The sequence below is a fragment of the Pseudomonas sp. KB_15 genome (assembly GCF_052114525.1).
Lineage (GTDB): Bacteria > Pseudomonadota > Gammaproteobacteria > Pseudomonadales > Pseudomonadaceae > Aquipseudomonas.
Genome location: NZ_JBFREX010000045.1, coordinates 1 through 20,107 on the forward strand (window position 1 = coordinate 1; position 20,107 = coordinate 20,107).

The following is a 20,107-nucleotide window of genomic DNA, read 5'->3' on the forward strand; positions in this document are numbered from 1 at the left end:
GGCTTGCTCGCGAAAGCGGTGTGTCATTCAACATTCATGTCGACTGACACGCCCCCTTCGCGAGCAAGCCCGCTCCCACATTTGTTTTGTGTTGTGTTTTCATCTTGTGAAAAAGGAGATCCAGTTTGTCCTCTCCAATCCCGGTCACGATCCTCAGCGGCTTCCTCGGCGCTGGCAAGACCACTCTATTGCGTCACCTGCTCAAGGCCGAGCACGGTCTGAAAATTGCCGTGATCGAGAACGAATTCAGCTACGCCGGCATCGACACCCAGTTGTTGGGTGATGAACCGGTCCAAGTGATGACACTCTCTAACGGCTGCGTCTGCTGCACCATCCATACGGACCTGACCAAAGCGCTTTATCTGTTACTCGAGCGTCTGGACCAGGGCGACATCGCCTTCGACCGCCTGGTGATCGAATGCACCGGCCTGGCCGACCCGGCGCCCGTGGCGCAAACCTTTTTCATCGACGAAGAGTTGCGCGAGCGCTATATCCTCGACGGCATCATCACGTTGGTCGACGCGGCACATGCCGACTTGCACCTGACCCAGACCATCGCCCAGGCGCAGATCGGTTTTGCCGACCGCTTGCTGGTGAGCAAGCGCGATCTGGTGGACGAGCCGATCTTTACCGCGTTGAGCGAACGCCTGACCCGCATCAACCGGCGCGCGCCGATCCGCGTGGTTGACCACGGCAAGATCGACCTGGCCGAATTGCTCGACGTGCGTGGTTTCAATCTCAACGCCGACCTCGGTGGCGGTGTGAGTTTGCGACCGGTCAGCCAGGCACCGTCCATCGACCGCATTTCCAGCCTGGTGCTGCGCACTGAAAAACCGCTGGATATCGATAAACTCAGCGAGTTCATGAACGAGCTGCTGGAGGAGCATGGCAAGCAGTTGCTGCGCTATAAGGGCGTGTTGAACATCCTCGGTGAGCCGCGGCGGATGGTGTTTCAGGGTGTCCTGAAGTTGTACGGATTCGATTGGGACACGGAGTGGGGGAACGATGAATCGCGTGAAAGCGTGATCGTGTTTATTGCTGACGATTTGCCGGAAGAGAAGATTCGTGAGGGGTTTGCACGGGTGGCGGCGAATTAAAGTCAGAAATTGCAGCGAGTCTTAAGCCGCGATCGCGAGCAGGCTCGCTCCCACATTTGAAGCGCAGCCCGCCTGTGCGAGCCTGCTCGCGATGGCGGTCTAACCTGCGGCACAATGTTGGCCCGGTGCCGATGCAGGGCTCAGCAACAAATCTTCCAGATAATCCAGATGCCGGTTGAGCACGGCTTGCGCCGTCGCGGCATCTCCTCGCTCCAGCGCATCCAGAATCTCCATGTGCACTTGCCCCACGCAATAATCCTTCTGCTGCAGATCAAACTGCGCAATCGCCAACGAAGTCAGCGGCACCAGATTGCCCAGAAAGTGCGCTAACGGTGCATTCCCCGCCATTTGTGCCAGCTGCAGATGAAACTCTCCCGACAAACGAATCGCCCGGCCACGCTCAGCGCATTGACGCTCGCTATCGACCAGCGCCCGCAGCTGCTTCAAGTCTTGCGCGCAGGGTCGCTGACACGCCAGCCTCACCAGCATGATCTCGGTCAGCCGCCGGGCATGCAGTGTCTGCCGGGTCTGCTCGGCATCAAGCTCGGCGACGCGGGGACGATGGTTGACTCGAAGGATGATGATCTGCTGATGGGACAGTCGCGTCAGCACATCACGCATGTCGCTGCGCCTTGCACCGAACATCTGCGCCAGGCTTTCTTCGGTAAAGCGACTGGCCGAATGGATGCGCTGTTCGAAAATGGCATCGAGGACCCGCGAGTACAAATCATCCACCGAAGGGCGGACGGGCAGGGTAGTGAGCGTTTGTGGCGAGGCGAAGCTGTTCATGGCCAATCTCCAGTTCGAAGAGGTTTCAACTGCCGAGGTTGTCTTCCGGGATGTTCAGTTCGATGCCCATGCGCTGGCCTTCGCGCAAAATGTGCCGACGCATCTCGGCGCTGGCCTGGGCGCTGTTCTTGCTGCGGATCGCACGCACTACGGCTTCGTTTTCTTCAAGGCGTTCGGCCAGGTGCTCCGGGGAGTTGCGCAACACTTCGGCGCTTTGCTTGAGGGCATTGCTGGTTTGCTGGACCACGCTCTGGAAGATCGGGTTCGACGTCAGCGTGAACAGCTCTTCGTGGAACGCGATGTAGGCGTTTACGCCGGCTTCACTATCATTGGCCTCCAGGGCTTCGCGCATGTCCATCAGGGTCAGGCGCAGTTGCCCGACTTCCTTGCTGCTGATGGACTGCGCCACGAGGCCAACGATGAACGGCTCCAGGGTGTAGCGCAGTTGCAGCACGTCTTCCAGGCTCGCTGCGGCCACTGCGCTGTCATGCACCTGGCTGTCGGCGAGATTGGCCTCAAGCACCACCACGCCTTTACCCGGCATCGAGCGCACCAGTCCGAGGGTTTCCAGAACGATGACGGCCTCACGCAGGCTCGGACGGCTGATACCCAGTTGTTCGGCCAGTTCACGTTGTCCCGGCAGCATTTCGCCGGAGCGCCACTGACCTCGGGCCAGCGCGGCCCGAAGTTTTTCTACGACTGAATTTACGACGGTCGACGAGGTAATCACTGTTCGCTCCATGAGCATTAAAAAGTGGTGAAGGTGTGCCGACGAGGCAGCCGGCACACCGTTGATTCAGAATTCCTGCTGATGGGCCGGTGCCACCGGTTTTCGCGGCTGGAAGGTATAACCCACCTGACCGGAAAGTACTTTGTTCGCCCGCTGCACGTCGATGTCCTTCTCCCAGCGGGCGATGGCCACGGTGGCGACGCAATTGCCGATCAGGTTGGTCAGCGCGCGGCCGATGCCCATGAACCAGTCCACCGCGAGCACCAACACCAGGCCGACCACCGGAATCGCCGGGATCGCCGTCAAGGTTGCCGCCAGAATCACCAGGGCCGAGCCGGGAATCCCGTGGGCACCTTTGGAGGTGATCAGCGACACCAGCAAAATGGTCAGCAGGTCAGTCATGGCCAACGGCGTGCCGGTGGCGTTGGCGATGAACACGATGGCCAGGGTCAGGTAGATCGAGAAACCGTCGAGGTTGAACGAGTAGCCGGTGGGAATCACCAGCCCGACGGTCGAACTGCCGATGCCCAGATGCTCGAGTTTGCGCATGATTTGCGGTAGCACAGCGTCGGACGAAGCGGTGCCCATTACGATCAGCAATTCCTCGCGCAGGTACTTGAGCAGCGGCCACATCTTCAAGCCAGAGAGGCGCATCACCAGGCCGAGAATCAGGGCCACGAAGGCCACACAGGTCAGGTAGAACAGGCCGACCAGGCTGCCCAGGTGTTGCAGCGAGTCCAGGCCATATTTGCTGGTGGTGAAGGCGATCGCACCGAATACACCGATCGGCGCCAGGCGCACGATCATGCCCATGATGCGGAAGATCACGTGGCTGAGTTCATTGATCAGCCGCGAAATACCCGATGCCGCCTCGCCCACCAGATTCAGCGCACTGCCGAACAGCACGGAGAACAACAGGACMTGCAGGATGTTGTTATCGGCAAAGGCACCGATCACCGACGTCGGAATCAGGTCCATCAGGAACTGCGTGGTGGTGTGCATGTGCTGGCCGCGTTGGGCAATATCGCCCATGTCTGCCGCGGAAAGCTGCTCCAGGTGAATGTTCGCACCACTGCCGATGCCGGTGCTGAAGGCGAACACCAGACCGATCACCAGGGCGATGGTGGTCAGCACTTCAAAATAGATCACCGATTTGAGGCCGATACGGCCGACCTTCTTCAGGTCGCCGGCACCACTGATGCCGCTGACCACTACGCAAAACACAATCAAGCCAATGAGCATTTTGATCAGCTTGATAAAACCGTCACCGAGCGGTTTGAGCTGAGCGGAGTATTCGGGAAGGGTCAGCCCGCAGATGATGCCGAGCACCAGTCCGAGAACCACTTGGAGGAAGATTGAACGCGAGCACCATCTGAGCATGGGAGGAATCCTGGTCGGTGTCCTGGCTGCCGTACGCTGCGCGTATCAGCTTCAGGACTTAATTATTGTGGTCTTACCGGTATGTCCAGTGCAGGCGCAGTCTAGGCGCTGTTTTTGGGTCTTCGCAAGTAAAAATTAGAAAATTGGCATGACCGGTCTTACCAGCTGATAAGTAAGCCCGGTATAGAGCCTTTCCCCCGGCTGAATAAAAAACGGGCGAAAAAAAACCGGCCATCTCTGGCCGGTTTTTATAGCTACGGTCTGGCGGGCTGATTAAGCGCCGTACACCGGCAGCTTCTTGCAGATGGCCTTGACCTTCTCACGAACGGCATCGATCACCGCTTCGTTGTTCAGGTCAGCCAGGATGTCGCAGATCCAGCCGGCCAGTTCCTTGCACTCTGCTTCCTTGAAGCCACGAGTGGTCACAGCCGGAGTGCCGAAGCGCAGGCCGGAGGTGACGAACGGGGAGCGAGGGTCGTTTGGCACCGAGTTCTTGTTCACGGTGATGAACGCTTTGCCCAGAGCGGCGTCGGCGTCTTTACCGGAGATTTCCTGCTTGATCAGCGACAGCAGGAACAGGTGGTTTTCAGTACCGCCGGAAACCACGTCGAAACCGCGCTCGATGAACACGCTGGCCATGGCCTGGGCGTTTTTCACCACTTGTTGCTGGTAAGCCTTGAACTCAGGCTGCAGCGCTTCCTTGAAGCAGATCGCCTTGGCTGCGATCACGTGCTCCAGCGGGCCACCCTGGGCGCCCGGGAATACCGCGGAGTTCAGCTTTTTCTCGATGTCGGCGTTGGCGCGAGCCAGGATCAGGCCGCCACGCGGACCGCGCAGGGTCTTGTGGGTGGTGGTGGTCACGACGTCAGCGAATGGAACCGGGTTCGGGTAGACGCCAGCGGCAACCAGCCCCGCAACGTGAGCCATATCAACAAAGAGATAGGCGCCGACCTTGTCAGCGATCTCGCGAAAGCGCGGGAAGTCGAGGATCTGCGAGTAGGCAGAGAAACCGGCCACGATCATTTTTGGCTTGTGCTCTACAGCCAGGCGCTCGACTTCGTCGTAGTCGATCAGGCCGTTGGCGTCGATGCCGTACTGGATGGCGTTGTACAGCTTGCCGGACGACGAAACGCTGGCGCCGTGGGTCAGGTGACCACCGTGGGCCAGGCTCATGCCCAGGATGGTGTCGCCAGCAGACAGCAGGGCCAGGTAAACGGCGCTGTTGGCTTGCGAACCGGCGTGCGGCTGAACGTTGGCGTAGTCGGCGCCGAACAGCTCTTTGGCACGGTCGATCGCCAGCTGCTCGACGATGTCTACGTACTCGCAACCACCGTAGTAGCGCTTGCCCGGATAACCTTCGGCGTACTTGTTGGTCAGTACCGAGCCTTGAGCTTCCATCACCGCAGGGCTGGTGTAGTTTTCCGAAGCGATCAGCTCAATGTGCTCTTCCTGGCGCTGAGCTTCTTGCTCCATGGCGGCAAAGAGATCGGCGTCGTACTTGGCAATAGTCAAATCACGGCTGAACATGGCGGTCCTCAAGGATCGGGGGCGGAAAAGGGGGGCATTCTAACTCAATGGGTTTTAGATGGCATATGAAACGGCATCATGTCGCAGACAAGTGGGCTTCATGACGGGATCAGCGGTGATCGTGCCGGCCTCATCGCGAGCAAGCTCGCTCCCACAGTAGATCTTTGGTATTCACACATGGTGCGTACACCCCCAAAAACCGGTGGGAGCGAGCTTGCTCGCGATGAGGCCAATTGCCGCGCTGCAAACCTCAGTCGAACATGAATAGGGCATCATTGCTGAACTGCCCTTCGAACTGGCCCGCCGGCATCGGGCGCCCGAACAGGTAACCCTGCACCTCGTCGCAACCATGCTCGCGCAGGAAATCCAGCTGCTCGTGGGTTTCCACACCTTCGGCGATCACCGCCAGGTTAAGGCTGTGGGCCATGGCGATGATTGCCCGGGCGATCTGCGCATCCTGCTCACCCGACGGCAAGCCGTCGACGAAGGTGCGGTCGATCTTCAGTACGTCGATCGGGAACTGCTTGAGGTAGTTGAGCGATGAGTAACCGGTACCGAAATCGTCGACCGCAATGCTCAGGCCGAGGTTTTTCAGGCCGTCGAGGATCTGCATCGCCTCGCTGACTTCGCGCATCAGGATGCTTTCGGTGAGTTCCAGTTCCAGGCACGCCGGCGGCAGGCCGGTTTCCTTGAGGATGGTGGCGATTCGCGTGCCGAGCTGGCCGTCGGAGAATTGCCGCGCCGAGATGTTCACCGACACCTTCGGCACCCGTACCCTGGCCTGATGCCAGGCCTTGAGTTGGCGACAGGCCTCGCTGATCACCCAGTCACCGACATCCACCACCAGCCCGAGCTCTTCGAGCACTGGAATGAAATCCCCCGGCGGCACCAGTCCGCGGCGTGGATGACGCCAGCGCAACAAGGCTTCGGCGCCAGTCAGGCGCTTGCCGTCGCCGCTGAACTGCGGCTGGTAATACAGCACGAATTCGTTCTGTTCCAGGGCATGGCGCAAGTCGCTTTCCAGCTCCAGACGTTCCAGCGCACTGGCGTTCATGTCCGCCTGATAGAACTGGAAGTTGTTCTTGCCGCGCTCTTTGGCGTGGTACATCGCGGTGTCGGCGTTCTTCATCAACTGGCTGAGTTCGTTGCCGTCCTGCGGGCTCAGGGCGATGCCGATACTGGCCGTGACAAAGAACTCGCGGCCTTCGAGCACGAAGGGTTTCACCAGGCTGGCAAGAATCTGTTCCGCCACATGAATTGCCCGGGTCAAGGCGACTTCACGGTTAGCTCGCGGTTGCAGGAGCAAGGTGAATTCGTCGCCGCCCATGCGCGCCACGGTGTCGTCATCGTCGACGCAACCGAGCAGGCGCGTGGCCATTTCCTTGAGCATGCGGTCGCCGGCGGCGTGGCCCAGGGAGTCGTTGATCGGCTTGAAACGATCGAGGTCGAGGAACATCAGCACCACCCACGACTTCTGCCGTTCGGCCGATTGCAACGCCGTGTGCAGGCGATCCTGGAACAGCGATCGGTTGGGCAGGTGCGTCAGGGCGTCGTAGTAGGCGAGACGGTGAATCCGCTGCTCGCTGGCCTTGCGCTCGCTGATGTCGCTGAAGAAACACACATAGCTGGCCAGGTCGCCTTCGTCGTCGAGTACGGCGGTGATTCCGACCCAGGCCGGGTAATGCTCGCCATTACGGCGCTTGAGCCAGACTTCGCCTTCCCAGGTGCTGTGCTGGCTCAATTGCTTGAGCACATACCGCAGGTGGGCTTCCTGCTGATCGTCGACAGTCAGCATGTTCGGCAACTGGTCGAGGACTTGCTCAACGGCATAGCCGCTGACACGACTGAAGGCTTCGTTGGCCTGGACGATGTAGCCGGCCGGGTCGGTGATCAGGATCGCCGAGGTCGAGTGTTCGAATACCGTGGCCGCCATGCGCAGGTCTTTTTCGGCCCGGCGTTGCTGGCTGATGTCGCGGCCGACGCCGAGCACGCCTTCGAACGTGCCGTGTTCATCCCAGACCAATACCAGGCGCAGTTCGATCGGGATCTTGCGCCCGTCGGCCCGCAGGCAGTCGAACAGGAACAGTTGGGTTTGCACCTGGCTGCGTAACAGCGCCAGTTGGTCCGGTTGATCCAGCGCTTTGCTGACCCGGTCCATCAGGTGGTAGATGCCGGTCAGTTGTTGCGGGTTGGCGATGGTCGATTGCCAGCCGTTCTGGAAAATCCACTCGGCGTCGTAACCCAGCACGGTTTGCACCGAGGGGCTGACGTAATTGAGATTCAGGCGGCTGTCGGTGGAGAAGATCACGTCGCTGATGCTTTCGGCGAGCATGCGGTAGCGCTGCTCGCTGTCGCGCAGGGATTCGCTGGCCTCGATCTGGTCGGTGATGTCCTTGGCCACGCCGATGATCCGCGTGACCTGGTCCTCCCTGTCCCGCGCCAATGCCTGCTCGCGAATCTCGAAACGTCGCCACTGCCCGTCCCGATGGCGGAAGCGCAGCTGGCACTGCATCAACTGGCGATAACCGGCCTGGCGCTGGACCTGGCGGGAGCGGTGGTAATAGTCGGCGTCTTCGGGGTGCAGGAGGATTTCCCAGAAGTATTCGCCCATCTGGTGCAGTTCGGTGCGGTTGTAACCCAGCGTCTGGCCCAGATGGTGGTTGCTGAAGATCATGCGCTGGCTGATCACATCCTGCACATACAGGTGATCCGGCACCGTGCGCACCACGTCCGACCAGAACCCTTCGCGCTCCTGCAGTGACAGTTCGATGAGCTTGCGGCTGGTGATGTCGGTGATGCTCAGGATCACCGCGTCATAGTCGTCCGGGGTTTGCGGCAGACGCAGCACCAGCCACAGGTGCTGGTCGCGACCGCTGGCGTCCTGGAGCTTGATTTCCAGCTCAAGCTGTTGCTGCCGGTTGAGCATCGCGTCGAGCACCTGGTTGCCGATGGCGGTGCAGTCCTGCGGATTGCCGTCGACCAGCAGTTTCCAGGCGTTGTCGGTGCTATCGACATTCAGCAGTTGCAGCGCGACCTGGTTGACCTCGGTGATCCGCAATTCCTTGAGCAATTGCCGGCGTTGCTCCGGGATCGCCAGCCACGCTTGCAGTTGCTCGCTGCCCTGCAGTTGTGCCTTGTCGAAAAAGACCTTGAGCCCCGACATGTCGAGCACGCACAACGCCACGCCGGTGCCTTCGAAAATGTCCTGGTAACGTCGGCGGCCTTCATTCAACTGGCGCTGACGCCGGCGCATGTTCAGCAAGGCGATGAACGGCAGCATGGAGAACGCCAGGCCCAGCAGGCATTTGCCGATGAACGCCGGCAGCAGTTCTTCCAGCACTCGCTGACGGTCGAACAAACCGCGCAGTTGCCAATCGCTGCTGCTCAGCGGAACCGTCAGCACGCTGTTGGCGACATCGTCCTCGGTCAGCGTACCCGGATTGACCGAGGGCAGCCCTTTGTCGCGGCTGACGATCTGATGATTGATGCGGTTCTCCACCAGCCACAACGGACGGTCGCCAGCCTCGCTCTGCTTGGTCAAGGACGAAAAGAAGGTGGGCGTCAGGCGCAAGGCCCAGTAGCCGCGGGAACTGCCGCTGGCCTGATGCGACAATAAATGCACCACAGAACCGTCGGCGGCATTGCTGAAGTAGTGCGCCTGGGCGTGGCTGCGGCGTACCAGTTCAACCAGGTAGTCGCTGTCATCGCTGTCGGGAGCGCTGTCACTGAGGACTCTTCCCGAAGGGCTGAGCAAAGCCAGGCTACGCAGATCAGGCAGCGACTGTTGCAGCTTGCGCAGCAGCGCCTGCAGTTCATCGGCGTCTTGCGGTTGCTCGACGATCGGCAACAGATTGAGGGCGATCTGCGCGTTGAGTGCCATGTTCAGGCTGACCTGCGCGGCCAGATCGGCGGTGTAGTCGATGGTGTACTGACGCTGGTTTTTCTGGGTTTCGCGCAATTGGTCGAGCAACTGCCAGAACAGCAGGGCCAGCAGCAATAATGCGAGTGTCGCCAAGGTGCCCTTCAAGGTCCCGCGCAGGGGGGAGCCAGGCGCTGTGGCCGGCGCACTGGAAGTCAGAGGCGGAGGGACATTGGACAAGCTGTAATCCTGCGGTTTGGCTGGACTGGCGCGACGTGCACTATAAGCCGGACGCCCGAAGGGCGGCTAGCATGCCCTGAGTTGTGGCGAAGTGCCAGCCCCAGCCCGTCGGCTGGACTGCCATCTGTCATTAAGGTAGCTTTGCCGGTTACGCGGGAGCGTTCCAGCTCCTAGGCTTTTTCAGCGCGCCTGTATTGAAAGCTCTCAATCGGACGACGCGCACAGCCTGGCCAGGCATCGCCTGTACCCTATTCATTCATCAGTCACTGACCCTAGGTTCTCCATGGCTCAATACGTATTCACCATGCATCGGCTGGGCAAAGTTGTTCCGCCGAAGCGGGAAATCCTGAAAAACATTTCTCTGTCGTTCTTCCCCGGCGCCAAGATCGGCGTGCTTGGCCTCAACGGTTCGGGTAAGTCCACGCTGCTGAAAATCATGGCCGGCGTCGACACCGAATTCGAGGGCGAAGCCCGTCCGATGCCGGAACTGAACATCGGCTACCTGCCGCAGGAGCCGATTCTTGATCCGACCAAGACCGTGCGTGAAGTGGTCGAGGAAGCGGTCAGCGTGATCAAGGACGCCCAGGCACGCCTGGACGAGGTCTACGCGGCCTATGCCGATCCGGATGCCGACTTCGACAAACTGGCCGCCGAACAGGCCAAGCTCGAAGCGATCCTGCAAGCCAGCGACGGCCACAACCTGGAGCGTCAGCTGGAAGTCGCCGCCGATGCGCTGCGTCTGCCGGCCTGGGATGCCAAGGTCGAACACCTCTCCGGTGGTGAGAAGCGTCGTGTGGCCCTGTGCCGTCTGCTGCTGTCCGCACCGGACATGCTGCTGCTCGACGAACCCACCAACCACCTGGACGCCGATTCCGTTGCGTGGCTTGAGCACTTCCTGCACGACTTCCCGGGTACCGTGGTAGCGATCACGCACGACCGTTACTTCCTGGACAACGTTGCTGGCTGGATTCTGGAACTCGACCGCGGCGCGGGCATTCCTTACGAGGGCAACTATTCGGGTTGGCTCGAAGCCAAGTCCGATCGTCTGGCTGCCGAATCCAAGCAGCAATCGGCCCACGAAAAAGCCATGAAGGAAGAACTGGAGTGGGTGCGCAAAGGCGCCAAGGCCCGCCAGTCGAAATCCAAAGCTCGTCTGCAACGCTTCGAAGAAATGCAATCGCAGGAATTCCAGAAGCGCAGCGAAACCAACGAGATCTACATCCCGGCCGGTCCACGCCTGGGCGACAAGGTCATCGAATTCAAGAACGTCACCAAGGGCTACGGCGATCGCGTGCTGATCGACAACCTGTCGTTTTCCATGCCTAAAGGCGCCATCGTAGGTGTGATCGGCGGTAACGGTGCCGGTAAGTCGACCCTGTTCCGTATGTTGATGGGCAAGGAAACTCCGGATTCGGGCAGCATCGAAGTCGGTGAAACCGTGCAACTGGCTTGCGTCGACCAGAGCCGCGAAGACCTGGACGGCAGCAAGACCGTGTTCCAGCAGATCTCCGACGGTTCCGACCAGATCCGCATCGGCAACTACGAGATCCCGTCGCGTACCTACGTCGGTCGCTTCAACTTCAAGGGCGGTGATCAGCAGAAGTTCGTCAAGGACCTGTCCGGCGGTGAGCGCGGCCGCTTGCACCTGGCCCTGACCTTGAAAGAGGGCGGCAACGTCCTGCTGCTCGACGAACCGTCCAACGACCTCGACGTTGAAACCCTGCGTTCCCTGGAAGAAGCCCTGCTGGACTTCCCGGGCGCCGCCATTGTGATCTCCCACGACCGGTGGTTCCTTGACCGCGTCGCGACGCACATCCTGGCGTACGAAGACGACTCGCAAGCGGTGTTCTTCGAAGGCAACTACACCGAGTACGAAGCCGACCGTAGAAAGCGCCTCGGCGAAGCGGCTGCCCAGCCGCATCGTGTACGGCACAAGAAACTGGCCTGATTTCGGGTTGGTCGCATAAAGAGCGGAGCCTTCGGGCTCCGTTTTTTTTGCCTTGGTTTCTTCAGTGATACCGCGGCGCATTCATCGCGAGCAGGGTTTGGCGGTGGATTCAGATTTGAGTCCAATGAAGCTCTAATGTGGGAGCGAGCCTGCTCGCGATGTCGGTATCACTAATGGTGCGAGTCTTGGTTTGGAAATCCCTGTTCGGGTGCAAAATATCCAGAAAATCAGATTAATTTACATCCTTCGCACCATTTGATTTCATAAATGCGACATTTTGCTCTGTTCTTGTGCGCGAATCGTTTGTTACAGTCCGGCTCAATTTCTTCCAACGACAATAAATTTGCCGAGACTTTTCCATGATCGAATCCGTCGAATCCTTCCTTGCGCGCCTGAAAAATCGCGATCCGGACCAGCCTGAATTTCACCAGGCCGTGGAAGAAGTACTACGCAGTCTGTGGCCGTTTCTTGAAGCGAATCCGCATTACCTGACCTCGGGCATTCTGGAGCGCATCTGCGAGCCGGAGCGGGCGGTGGTGTTTCGCGTGTCGTGGGTCGACGATCAGGGCAAGGTCCAGGTCAATCGTGGTTTCCGCATCCAGATGAACAGCGCGATCGGCCCGTACAAGGGCGGCTTGCGTTTTCACCCGTCGGTGAACATGGGCGTCCTGAAATTCCTCGCCTTTGAACAGACCTTCAAAAACTCCCTGACTTCATTGCCCATGGGCGGCGGCAAGGGCGGTTCGGACTTCGACCCCAAAGGCAAAAGCGACGCGGAAGTCATGCGCTTCTGCCAGGCCTTCATGAGCGAGTTGTACCGCCACATTGGTGCCGACGTTGACGTGCCGGCCGGGGACATCGGTGTGGGCGCGCGGGAAATCGGTTTCCTGTTTGGCCAGTACAAGCGCCTGAGCAACCAGTTCACCAGCGTGCTGACCGGCAAAGGCCCAAGCTACGGCGGCAGCCTGATTCGCCCGGAAGCCACCGGTTTCGGTTGTGTGTACTTCGCCGAGGAAATGCTCAAACGCCGCGGTTTGGCAGTCGAGGGCAAGCGCGTGGCGATTTCCGGTTCCGGCAACGTTGCGCAATACGCGGCGCGCAAGGTCATGGACCTGGGCGGCAAAGTGATTTCGCTGTCCGATTCCGAAGGCACGTTGTATTGCGAAAGCGGTTTGACCGAGGAGCAATGGCTGGCGGTGCTGGAGCTGAAAAACGTACAGCGCGGGCGTATCCGTGAACTGGCCGGCCGTTTTGGCCTGGAGTTCCGCGCCGGTCAGTTGCCATGGAGCCTGAGCTGCGATATCGCGTTGCCGTGCGCAACGCAAAACGAACTGGACGCTGAAGCCGCTCGCACCCTGCTGCGCAACGGCTGCATCTGCGTGGCCGAAGGCGCGAACATGCCGACCACCCTTGAGGCGGTGGACCTGTTCATCGAGGCGGACATTCTGTTTGCACCGGGCAAGGCATCCAACGCCGGTGGCGTGGCGGTGAGCGGGCTGGAGATGTCGCAGAACGCCATGCGCCTGGCGTGGACCGGTGGCGAAGTGGACAGCAAACTGCACGCGATCATGCAGTCGATCCACCACGCTTGCGTGCATTACGGCGAAGAGAATGGCCGGGTCAACTACGTCAAGGGCGCGAACATCGCCGGCTTCGTCAAAGTCGCCGATGCCATGCTGGCCCAAGGCGTGGTTTAGGCGAAGCCTACGCCGGTTCGATACGAATCACTTCGATCAATTGATCCCCGGCGGGGCGCTGCCACAGCACTTCGTCGTTGAGTCGTGCACCGAGCAGTGCCCGACCCAGCGGCGAACCCCAATTGATCAGGCCGTGGGCAGCATCGGCCTGATCTTCGCCCACCAGTTGTACCCGACGTTCGGTGGCGTGTTCATCGGCGTAGGTCACCCAACTGCCAATCTGCACTTTCTCGGTCGAAGTCGCGGCGGGTACCACCTGAGCGCTGCCCAGGCGCTGCTTGAAGTAACGCAAATCACGCTCGAGATCCGCCAGGCGCTGCTTGTCGGCCTGCTCGCCCCTGGCCGATTGTTCGGCGTGCAGGGTTTGCAGTTCCGCGACTTTACCCTGCAACAGATTCAGGCCTTGCGGCGTGACGTAATTGGGCTGCGCGCTGACCTGCCGTTCGACAGGCTGATCGGCTTGCGCGGCGGCGTTATCTTCATTGACGAAGGCACGGCTCATGGCGTTCTCCCGGTATAGGGTTTAGGCCATGGTCGCAGGCATTTGGTTTCAGCGAATGTCTGAAAACGACTCACGGCGAGCGATAGGCCCGGGTGGCGTTCTGATCCTTCTGCTGCTGCCAGGCTTTTTCCCGTTCATCCAGTGACTGTTGCGGTCGCATACCGCCCCATCTCACTCTCCAAGGCCGATACGCGGCTGATAAGGAAAGTCTAGAAGTGGATGCGTCGGGTGTTTGTGAAAGGTGTGTGATCAATCCGTCGGCAAACGACGATTCCCTGTGGGAGCGAGCTTGCTCGCGATGAGGGACTGACATTCAACAAGTGTGTTGGCTGAACGGCCGCTATCGCGAGCAAGCTCGCTCCCACAGGGATGTGCGGTGCGTTCGGGTCAGTAGTGATACCACTTCAGCTCAAGCATCAATTCGTTCTCGGGTGTCGCCAAATGGCTGAACTCGCGCTGGGCGCTAAGGCGCAGTCCGAGATTGCGGGATATTTCCCATTGCTGATTCAGACTCAGGCCACGACGCACTTCACCATTGGTGAAAAAGTCGCCCTTGGCTTCCAGGCTCAAGTTGCCCAGCGGGTTTTTCCACAGCACACCACTGTTGAAACCGGCGGCCGGGGCAATGAATGCGGCGAAGTCGTTGTTGTGCTCGATGCGCGCGGTGCCCAAGGCAAAGCCGAGCAGATCGTCGCTCAGTTGCCAGGTACCGCCGCCGCCACCGTTGACGTGGCTGACCAGGGTTTGCTCATCATGCTTGCCCGGTACCCGTTCCAGACCGCCGGTGACTTGCCATGACAGCGGCTGCAGCAACTCGTTACGCGGGGTCAGGGAGCGAATGGTCGCCAGGTCCAGTCGCTGCACTTGCCAGTCATTGCCTTCGTACTGGCGCAGTTTCAATTGCAGGATTTCAATCTGCGCGCCAAGAGGAAAGCTTTCGCTGTTGTCGTTGAGGTCGTGATAAGCCATGCGCAAGCCGTACTCGCCAAAGGCTTTATCTCCACGGGTGCCAAGGCCGAGCTGCCAGGTGCGGGAATCGTGACCGTCTTCAGGCAGGCCGGGTTGCGGGATATCCAGCTCCGGCGCCGGGTTCTGGTTGATCGCCCGCAGCAGTTCAAAGCTGCGCTGGGCGCGCGCGGGGTCGCGTTCCTGACCATTGGCGCGGTAACGCTCCAGACGATAGGCCGCATCGATGATCAGCGCCTGGCGTTCGCGGGTTTGTGCCTTGAACGCCGGGGCTTGCAATTGTTTCTGGTCGGCACTGACTTTCAGCACCCATTGCTGCTCTTCAGGGTTCAACGGCTCGGCGCGACTGAGCAACTCGCGTTCCCGGGACGGACGATACCGGATGGATTCCACCAGTCCGGCATTTTTCACGGCTTTGACGGTGTCGGTCGGAATGGCTGTGAGCGGGAATTGCTCGGTCAGGCGCAGGCTCGGGCGGGCCACCTGCAGCAGTTCGAGCAAGCGGTATGAGCAGTTCTCGTCGAAGAAGAAATAGTCGAATTTGATCTGCTTCAGCTCCCAGACGTGCTCGACCATGCGCGCGGTTTCCTGCCGGGTCAGGTTCAGGCGGTATTCCCACAGATCGCGGTTTTCCAGGCTGCGGTATTCCGAGAGTTTTTCCTGATAGGGCACCAGCGCGAACAGGCCGGGATAACCGCCCATCAGGCCTTTCCAGGCATAGAGGATGCTGTTGTCCGAGCCTTCGATGTAGGCACCGAAGTTGATGGCATAGCTGAGCAGCGAAGTCTTGTCGCTCTTTACATCGGCCTGGTCGATGCGCAGCAGGGTGTGGCCGAACATCGAGGACGGGCTGTTCAGGTAAGCCGCCGGGAAGATCATTACCGCGCTGTCGGGCGAGACGTCCTTGAACCATTGCTTGAACCCGGTGCAGTCCGGTGTCGGCAGGCCGTTCAGGCCGAGTTGTTCTGTCAGCCAGCGGGTGCGGGCCGGGTAGACGCATTGTGCGTGTTGTTCACCGGCACTGGCCGGGGCGTACAAGGCTTGCACGGTCGCCGCCAGTTCATGGTCCGGATGTTCATTGCCATCGGCGGCGAGGAAAAATTTCCTGTCGCTGACATAGCTGCGCCAGCCGCCGAGCTTGGCGGTTTCGTAATGGCCCAGGGATATCCAGAAAGGGTCGTTGGCCAGTTGCTGCAAACGTTGTGGATCGATGTGAGGCGCGGCGGACAGCGGGGCGCAGGCACACAGCGCCAGCCAGGCAAGGCGTTTGAGCATAGGTGGCAACTTAAGTCGAAAAAAACAAAGACCCAACGAGGTGGATGCCTTTTACCTGTAGGAGCTGGCTTGCCAGCGATGGTCGTTAACGATTACGCGTGTTTACTGGATAAACACAGCGCCTTTGAAATCATCGCTGGCAAGCCAGCTCCTACAGTAGTCAGCAACATTACCCGAGGAGGGACAGGTCCAAAAAACAAAACCCGCTTCCCGGAAGAAGCGGGGCGGGTCGAGCTTATGCCTGGGTGGCGTACTTGGCCAGTCGAGGGTCGGCTTTGAGCACGGCCAGGGTATTGGTATGCACGTCTTCGGCAGTCACGTCCGCCTTGCTGAAGATCTGCTGGAAGTGCTCGTGAGTGACGGCGGCGAAGTGCGCACGGTCTTCCGGCGCCACGCCCAGTACCACGGCGTAGGTGGTCAGCGCCTCGCCCTGACCTTTGGCCATGTCCTCGGACAGCTCGTTCATCATGCCATTCATGGCAAACCAGGATTTGCCGCCATAGGTCAGCGACGCGTTGGTTGCGCAACCATTGGTGCCGGAGGTCATACCGAAGGTTGCGTTGCCGGAAGTGCCGTTGGTGGTGGATGCCAGGAAGTGAGCCGGAGTACCACGCTGACCTTCGAACAGCATGTTGCCCCAACCGCAATCCGGGCCGCCCGGGGCCTGAGCCATGGCGTTGATGGATACAGCGGTGAAGAGAGTACCAAGAAGAATCCGTTTCATAGCGTTGTTCTCTTTTATGTGCGTACCAATATACAAAGGGTCTGGCCCGTCTGGTGCCAGTGGGCCGGGCATTAGTCCAGCCGCGCAGTCTGGAGTTTAGGCACGATCATGGGGTTCCGTGATTTTTTGCAAAACATTCATGGGAAACCGCGGCGCAAGCCCGGGCCGCCTGGGGTTTGCGGATTGTCTATGCACAGGTCTGCGGCACTCCTTGCCAGTCGGGCATGGGCAGCGCCAGAATGCTGCAATCTGCCCCGCCTGATTGTTAAGGAAGCCCGATGCCTGATCCTGTTGCTGCCAGCTTGCGTCTAGCGCCCGAAGCGCTGACCCGTCCGTTTTCCGCTGAACAGTTCAGCTTCTCTACCACCAATGATCTGGAGCCCTTTCGCGGTGTGCTTGGCCAGGAACGTGCGGTCGAAGCCTTGCAGTTCGGTGTGGCCATGCCACGCCCCGGTTACAACGTATTCGTCATGGGCGAGCCTGGCACTGGCCGGTTCTCGTTCGTCAAACGCTACCTCAAGGCCGAAGGCAAGCGCCTGCAGACCCCGGCGGACTGGGTCTATGTCAACAATTTCGATGAACCGCGCGAACCACGTGCCCTGGAATTGCCGTCGGGCACTGCCGGTAACTTCATTGGAGATATCAACGGTCTGATCGACAACCTGCTGGCGACCTTTCCGGCAGTCTTCGAACATCCGTCCTACCAGCAGAAGAAAAGCGCCATCGACCGTGCCTTCAACCAGCGCTACGACAAGGCCCTGGACGTCATCGAGCGTCTGGCACTGGAAAAGGACGTCGCGTTGTACCGCGACGCCAGCAATATCGCCTTCACCCCGATGGGCGACGGCAAGGCGTTGGACGAAGCTGAGTTCGCACAACTGCCGGAAGCCGAGCGCGAGCGCTTCCACGAGGATATTTCCGTGCTGGAGGAGCGCCTGAACGAAGAGCTCGCCAGCCTGCCGCAATGGAAGCGTGAGTCGAGCAACCAACTGCGCCACCTCAACGAAGAAACCATCACCCTGGCCTTGCAGCCATTGTTGTCGCCGTTGTCGGAGAAGTACGCCGAGAACGCCGCGGTGTGCGGTTATCTGCAAGCCATGCAGGTGTACTTGCTCAAGACCGTGGTCGAGCAATTGGTGGACGACAGCAAGACCGACGCTGTCGCCCGCAAACTGCTGGAGGAACAGTACGCGCCGAGCCTGGTGGTCGGTCACTCGGCCAGCGGCGGCGCGCCGGTGGTGTTCGAGCCGCACCCGACCTACGAAAACCTGTTCGGTCGCATCGAATACAGCACCGACCAGGGCGCGCTGTACACCACCTATCGGCAACTGCGACCGGGTGCCTTGCACCGGGCCAACGGCGGTTTCCTGATTCTTGAAGCGGACAAAATGCTCAGCGAGCCTTTCGTGTGGGATGCGCTGAAACGCGCCCTGCAATCGCGCAAGCTGAAAATGGAATCGCCGCTGGGCGAGATGGGCCGTTTTGCGACCGTTACCCTGACGCCGCAACACATTCCGTTGCAGGTCAAGGTCGTCATCATCGGTGCCCGTCAGCTGTATTACACGCTGCAAGACCTCGATCCGGACTTCCAGGAGATGTTCCGCGTCCTGGTGGATTTCGACGAAGACATCCCGATGGTCGACGAGAGTCTGGAGCAGTTCGCCCAGTTGCTCAAAACCCGTACTTCCGAAGAAGGCATGGCGCCGCTGACCGCTGATGCGGTGGCGCGCCTGGCGACTTACAGCGCGCGTCTGGCCGAGCACCAGGGGCGCTTGTCGGCGCGTATCGGTGATTTGTTCCAACTGGTCAGCGAGGCGGACTTCATCCGCCATCTGGCCGGCGATGAAATGACCGATGCCGGGCACATCGAACGGGCACTCAAGGCCAAGGCCACGCGGACCGGGCGGGTTTCGGCGCGGATTCTCGACGACATGCTGGCCGGGATCATCCTGATCGACACTGCTGGCGCGGCGGTCGGCAAGTGCAACGGCTTGACCGTGCTGGAAGTCGGCGACTCGGCCTTCGGCATACCGGCGCGGATTTCCGCCACGGTGTACCCGGGCGGCAGCGGCATTGTCGACATCGAGCGCGAGGTCAACCTCGGCCAGCCGATTCACTCCAAAGGCGTGATGATCCTCACCGGGTATCTGGGCAGCCGTTACGCCCAGGAATTTCCACTGGCGATTTCCGCGAGCATTGCCCTGGAGCAATCCTACGGTTATGTCGATGGCGACAGTGCTTCCCTGGGCGAGGCCTGCACCCTGATCTCGGCCTTGTCGAAAACCCCGCTCAAGCAGTGCTTTGCCATCACCGGTTCGATCAACCAGTTCGGCGAAGTGCAGGCGGTCGGCGGAGTCAACGAGAAGATCGAGGGCTTCTTCCGTCTGTGCGAAGCCCGCGGGTTGACCGGCGAGCAGGGGGCAATCATTCCTCACGCCAACGTCGCCACGCTGATGCTCGACGAGAAGGTGCTGGCGGCGGTGCGTGCGGGGCAGTTCCATGTCTACGCGGTCCGTCAGGCCGACGAAGCCTTGAGTTTGCTGGTCGGCGAGCCGGCCGGCGAGCCGGACGAGAATGGCGAATTCCCAGAAGGCAGCGTGAACGCACGGGTAGTGGAGCGCCTGCGGGTTATCGCGGAAATGATCAGTGAAGATGATCTGAAGGAAGCCGAGAAGGAATTGGCGCAAGAGGCGTTGGCAGAAACCAAACCGGCTTGATGCGCACTTGATCGTTCTACTGTGGGAGCGAGCCTGCTCGCGATGAGGGACTGACATTCAACCCATGTGTTGACTGCAGGTCCGCCATCGCGAGCAGTCTCGCTCCCACTGTTTTTTGTGACGAGCGTCCAAAAGCGTCGACGAAATGACGTCAATATTCAAACTGTGACCACTCGGCGCCTTTCGGTCTCCCCCCGGCCTGCAAGCCAGACTTTTCTTCTATTCTCAGCTCAGGGATATCGACAGTAATCACAGGATCGAAACAGCCTTCACATGGGGGCTGAATACCGGATCTACCGAGGGTCGCCGCCATGTCGCGCAACCTCTGCCTTACCCGTCAATGCCTGGGCCTTGTGACCCGTATCGAGTGTGCCATCCGTCCATTGGCGGGAGATACGGGCATGTGGACTCTGCTGTTCGCCGCCGGAATGGCCGGTGAACAACCTTCGGCCATCAAGGCCCAAGGCCCGTTTCACGGTCCATTCGTCGCTGAATCAATCCTCGACACCATAGTTGAAAGCCTGACCTTGCACGGCTACGAGTTGGCCGACGATCCGCAAATCTGGTGCCTGCACCTGCAAGCCCAACTGCGGGAAATCAACGGTGGTCGCTGCCGAAACGTGGGCGGCTTCGAGTTTCTCCCCGAGCACTGAGTC

The 20,107-nt window shown here is 60.0% G+C and carries 13 protein-coding genes; 5 read left to right on the plus strand and 8 right to left on the minus strand.

The genetic code is table 11. The annotated features are described in order from the left end of the window. The first annotated feature begins 125 nt into the window (after positions 1-125). Positions 126-1,097: a GTPase gene (gene yjiA / locus AB4Z35_RS24610; protein WP_442099934.1), complete on the plus strand. Its 972-nt coding sequence runs from the start codon at positions 126-128 to the stop codon at positions 1,095-1,097. A gap of 99 nt (positions 1,098-1,196) precedes the next feature. Here the strand turns inward: yjiA and AB4Z35_RS24615 are convergent, their stop codons facing one another. From AB4Z35_RS24615 to AB4Z35_RS24635, 5 genes are all read right to left on the minus strand, one after another. Next, complete coding sequence (locus AB4Z35_RS24615; protein WP_442099935.1) at positions 1,197-1,886, minus strand: GntR family transcriptional regulator; 690 nt, start codon at positions 1,884-1,886, stop codon at positions 1,197-1,199. A gap of 25 nt (positions 1,887-1,911) precedes the next feature. Continuing rightward, positions 1,912-2,616 (minus strand): FadR/GntR family transcriptional regulator, encoded by a 705-nt coding sequence (locus AB4Z35_RS24620; RefSeq protein ID WP_442099936.1) that lies wholly within the window; start codon positions 2,614-2,616, stop codon positions 1,912-1,914. A gap of 66 nt (positions 2,617-2,682) precedes the next feature. Continuing rightward, entirely contained in the window at positions 2,683-3,996 is a 1,314-nt protein-coding gene (locus tag AB4Z35_RS24625) for a C4-dicarboxylate transporter DctA (protein ID WP_442099938.1), read from the minus strand. Between the two features lie 273 nt (positions 3,997-4,269). Next, a complete protein-coding gene (glyA, locus tag AB4Z35_RS24630) occupies positions 4,270-5,523 on the minus strand; it encodes a serine hydroxymethyltransferase (protein WP_020798669.1) in 1,254 nt (417 codons plus the stop codon). 250 nt (positions 5,524-5,773) lie between these two features. Further along, positions 5,774-9,622, minus strand: coding sequence for a sensor domain-containing protein (locus AB4Z35_RS24635; RefSeq protein ID WP_442099939.1), 3,849 nt, complete (start codon positions 9,620-9,622; stop codon positions 5,774-5,776). Positions 9,623-9,905: 283 nt separating this feature from the next. On the opposite strand from AB4Z35_RS24635, the gene ettA reads away from it, so the two are divergent. Together ettA and gdhA are read left to right on the plus strand one after the other, a co-directional pair. Beyond that, a complete protein-coding gene (gene ettA, locus AB4Z35_RS24640; protein ID WP_442099940.1) occupies positions 9,906-11,570 on the plus strand; it encodes an energy-dependent translational throttle protein EttA in 1,665 nt (554 codons plus the stop codon). Between the two features lie 359 nt (positions 11,571-11,929). After that, positions 11,930-13,267 (plus strand): NADP-specific glutamate dehydrogenase, encoded by a 1,338-nt coding sequence (gdhA, locus tag AB4Z35_RS24645; protein ID WP_108231223.1) that lies wholly within the window; start codon positions 11,930-11,932, stop codon positions 13,265-13,267. A gap of 7 nt (positions 13,268-13,274) precedes the next feature. Here the strand turns inward: gdhA and AB4Z35_RS24650 are convergent, their stop codons facing one another. From AB4Z35_RS24650 to AB4Z35_RS24660, 3 genes are all read right to left on the minus strand, one after another. Then, complete coding sequence (locus AB4Z35_RS24650) at positions 13,275-13,769, minus strand: GreA/GreB family elongation factor (protein WP_442099941.1); 495 nt, start codon at positions 13,767-13,769, stop codon at positions 13,275-13,277. Positions 13,770-14,156: 387 nt separating this feature from the next. Beyond that, a complete protein-coding gene (locus AB4Z35_RS24655) occupies positions 14,157-16,010 on the minus strand; it encodes an Lnb N-terminal periplasmic domain-containing protein (protein ID WP_442099942.1) in 1,854 nt (617 codons plus the stop codon). Between the two features lie 235 nt (positions 16,011-16,245). Continuing rightward, a complete protein-coding gene (locus AB4Z35_RS24660) occupies positions 16,246-16,734 on the minus strand; it encodes a DUF3015 domain-containing protein (protein WP_007970900.1) in 489 nt (162 codons plus the stop codon). A gap of 278 nt (positions 16,735-17,012) precedes the next feature. Between AB4Z35_RS24660 and AB4Z35_RS24665 the strand changes: the two genes are divergently transcribed. Both AB4Z35_RS24665 and AB4Z35_RS24670 read left to right on the plus strand, forming a co-directional pair. Then, positions 17,013-19,451 carry a Lon protease family protein gene (locus AB4Z35_RS24665; RefSeq protein WP_442099943.1) on the plus strand — a complete coding sequence of 813 codons (2,439 nt, stop codon included), beginning with the start codon at positions 17,013-17,015 and terminating at the stop codon, positions 19,449-19,451. A gap of 311 nt (positions 19,452-19,762) precedes the next feature. Next, positions 19,763-20,104, plus strand: coding sequence for a PA4575 family protein (locus AB4Z35_RS24670; protein WP_442099944.1), 342 nt, complete (start codon positions 19,763-19,765; stop codon positions 20,102-20,104). Positions 20,105-20,107: the final 3 nt, after the last annotated feature.

Coding starts and splice junctions, on each gene's coding strand:
- gdhA (WP_108231223.1), top strand. CDS start 11,930: ATGATCGAATCCGTCGAATCCTTCCTTGCGCGCCTGAAAAATCGCGAT.
- AB4Z35_RS24655 (WP_442099942.1), bottom strand. CDS start 16,010: ATGCTCAAACGCCTTGCCTGGCTGGCGCTGTGTGCCTGCGCCCCGCTG.
- AB4Z35_RS24660 (WP_007970900.1), bottom strand. CDS start 16,734: ATGAAACGGATTCTTCTTGGTACTCTCTTCACCGCTGTATCCATCAAC.
- AB4Z35_RS24670 (WP_442099944.1), top strand. CDS start 19,763: ATGTCGCGCAACCTCTGCCTTACCCGTCAATGCCTGGGCCTTGTGACC.
- glyA (WP_020798669.1), bottom strand. CDS start 5,523: ATGTTCAGCCGTGATTTGACTATTGCCAAGTACGACGCCGATCTCTTT.
- AB4Z35_RS24615 (WP_442099935.1), bottom strand. CDS start 1,886: ATGAACAGCTTCGCCTCGCCACAAACGCTCACTACCCTGCCCGTCCGC.
- AB4Z35_RS24650 (WP_442099941.1), bottom strand. CDS start 13,769: ATGAGCCGTGCCTTCGTCAATGAAGATAACGCCGCCGCGCAAGCCGAT.
- ettA (WP_442099940.1), top strand. CDS start 9,906: ATGGCTCAATACGTATTCACCATGCATCGGCTGGGCAAAGTTGTTCCG.
- AB4Z35_RS24665 (WP_442099943.1), top strand. CDS start 17,013: ATGCCTGATCCTGTTGCTGCCAGCTTGCGTCTAGCGCCCGAAGCGCTG.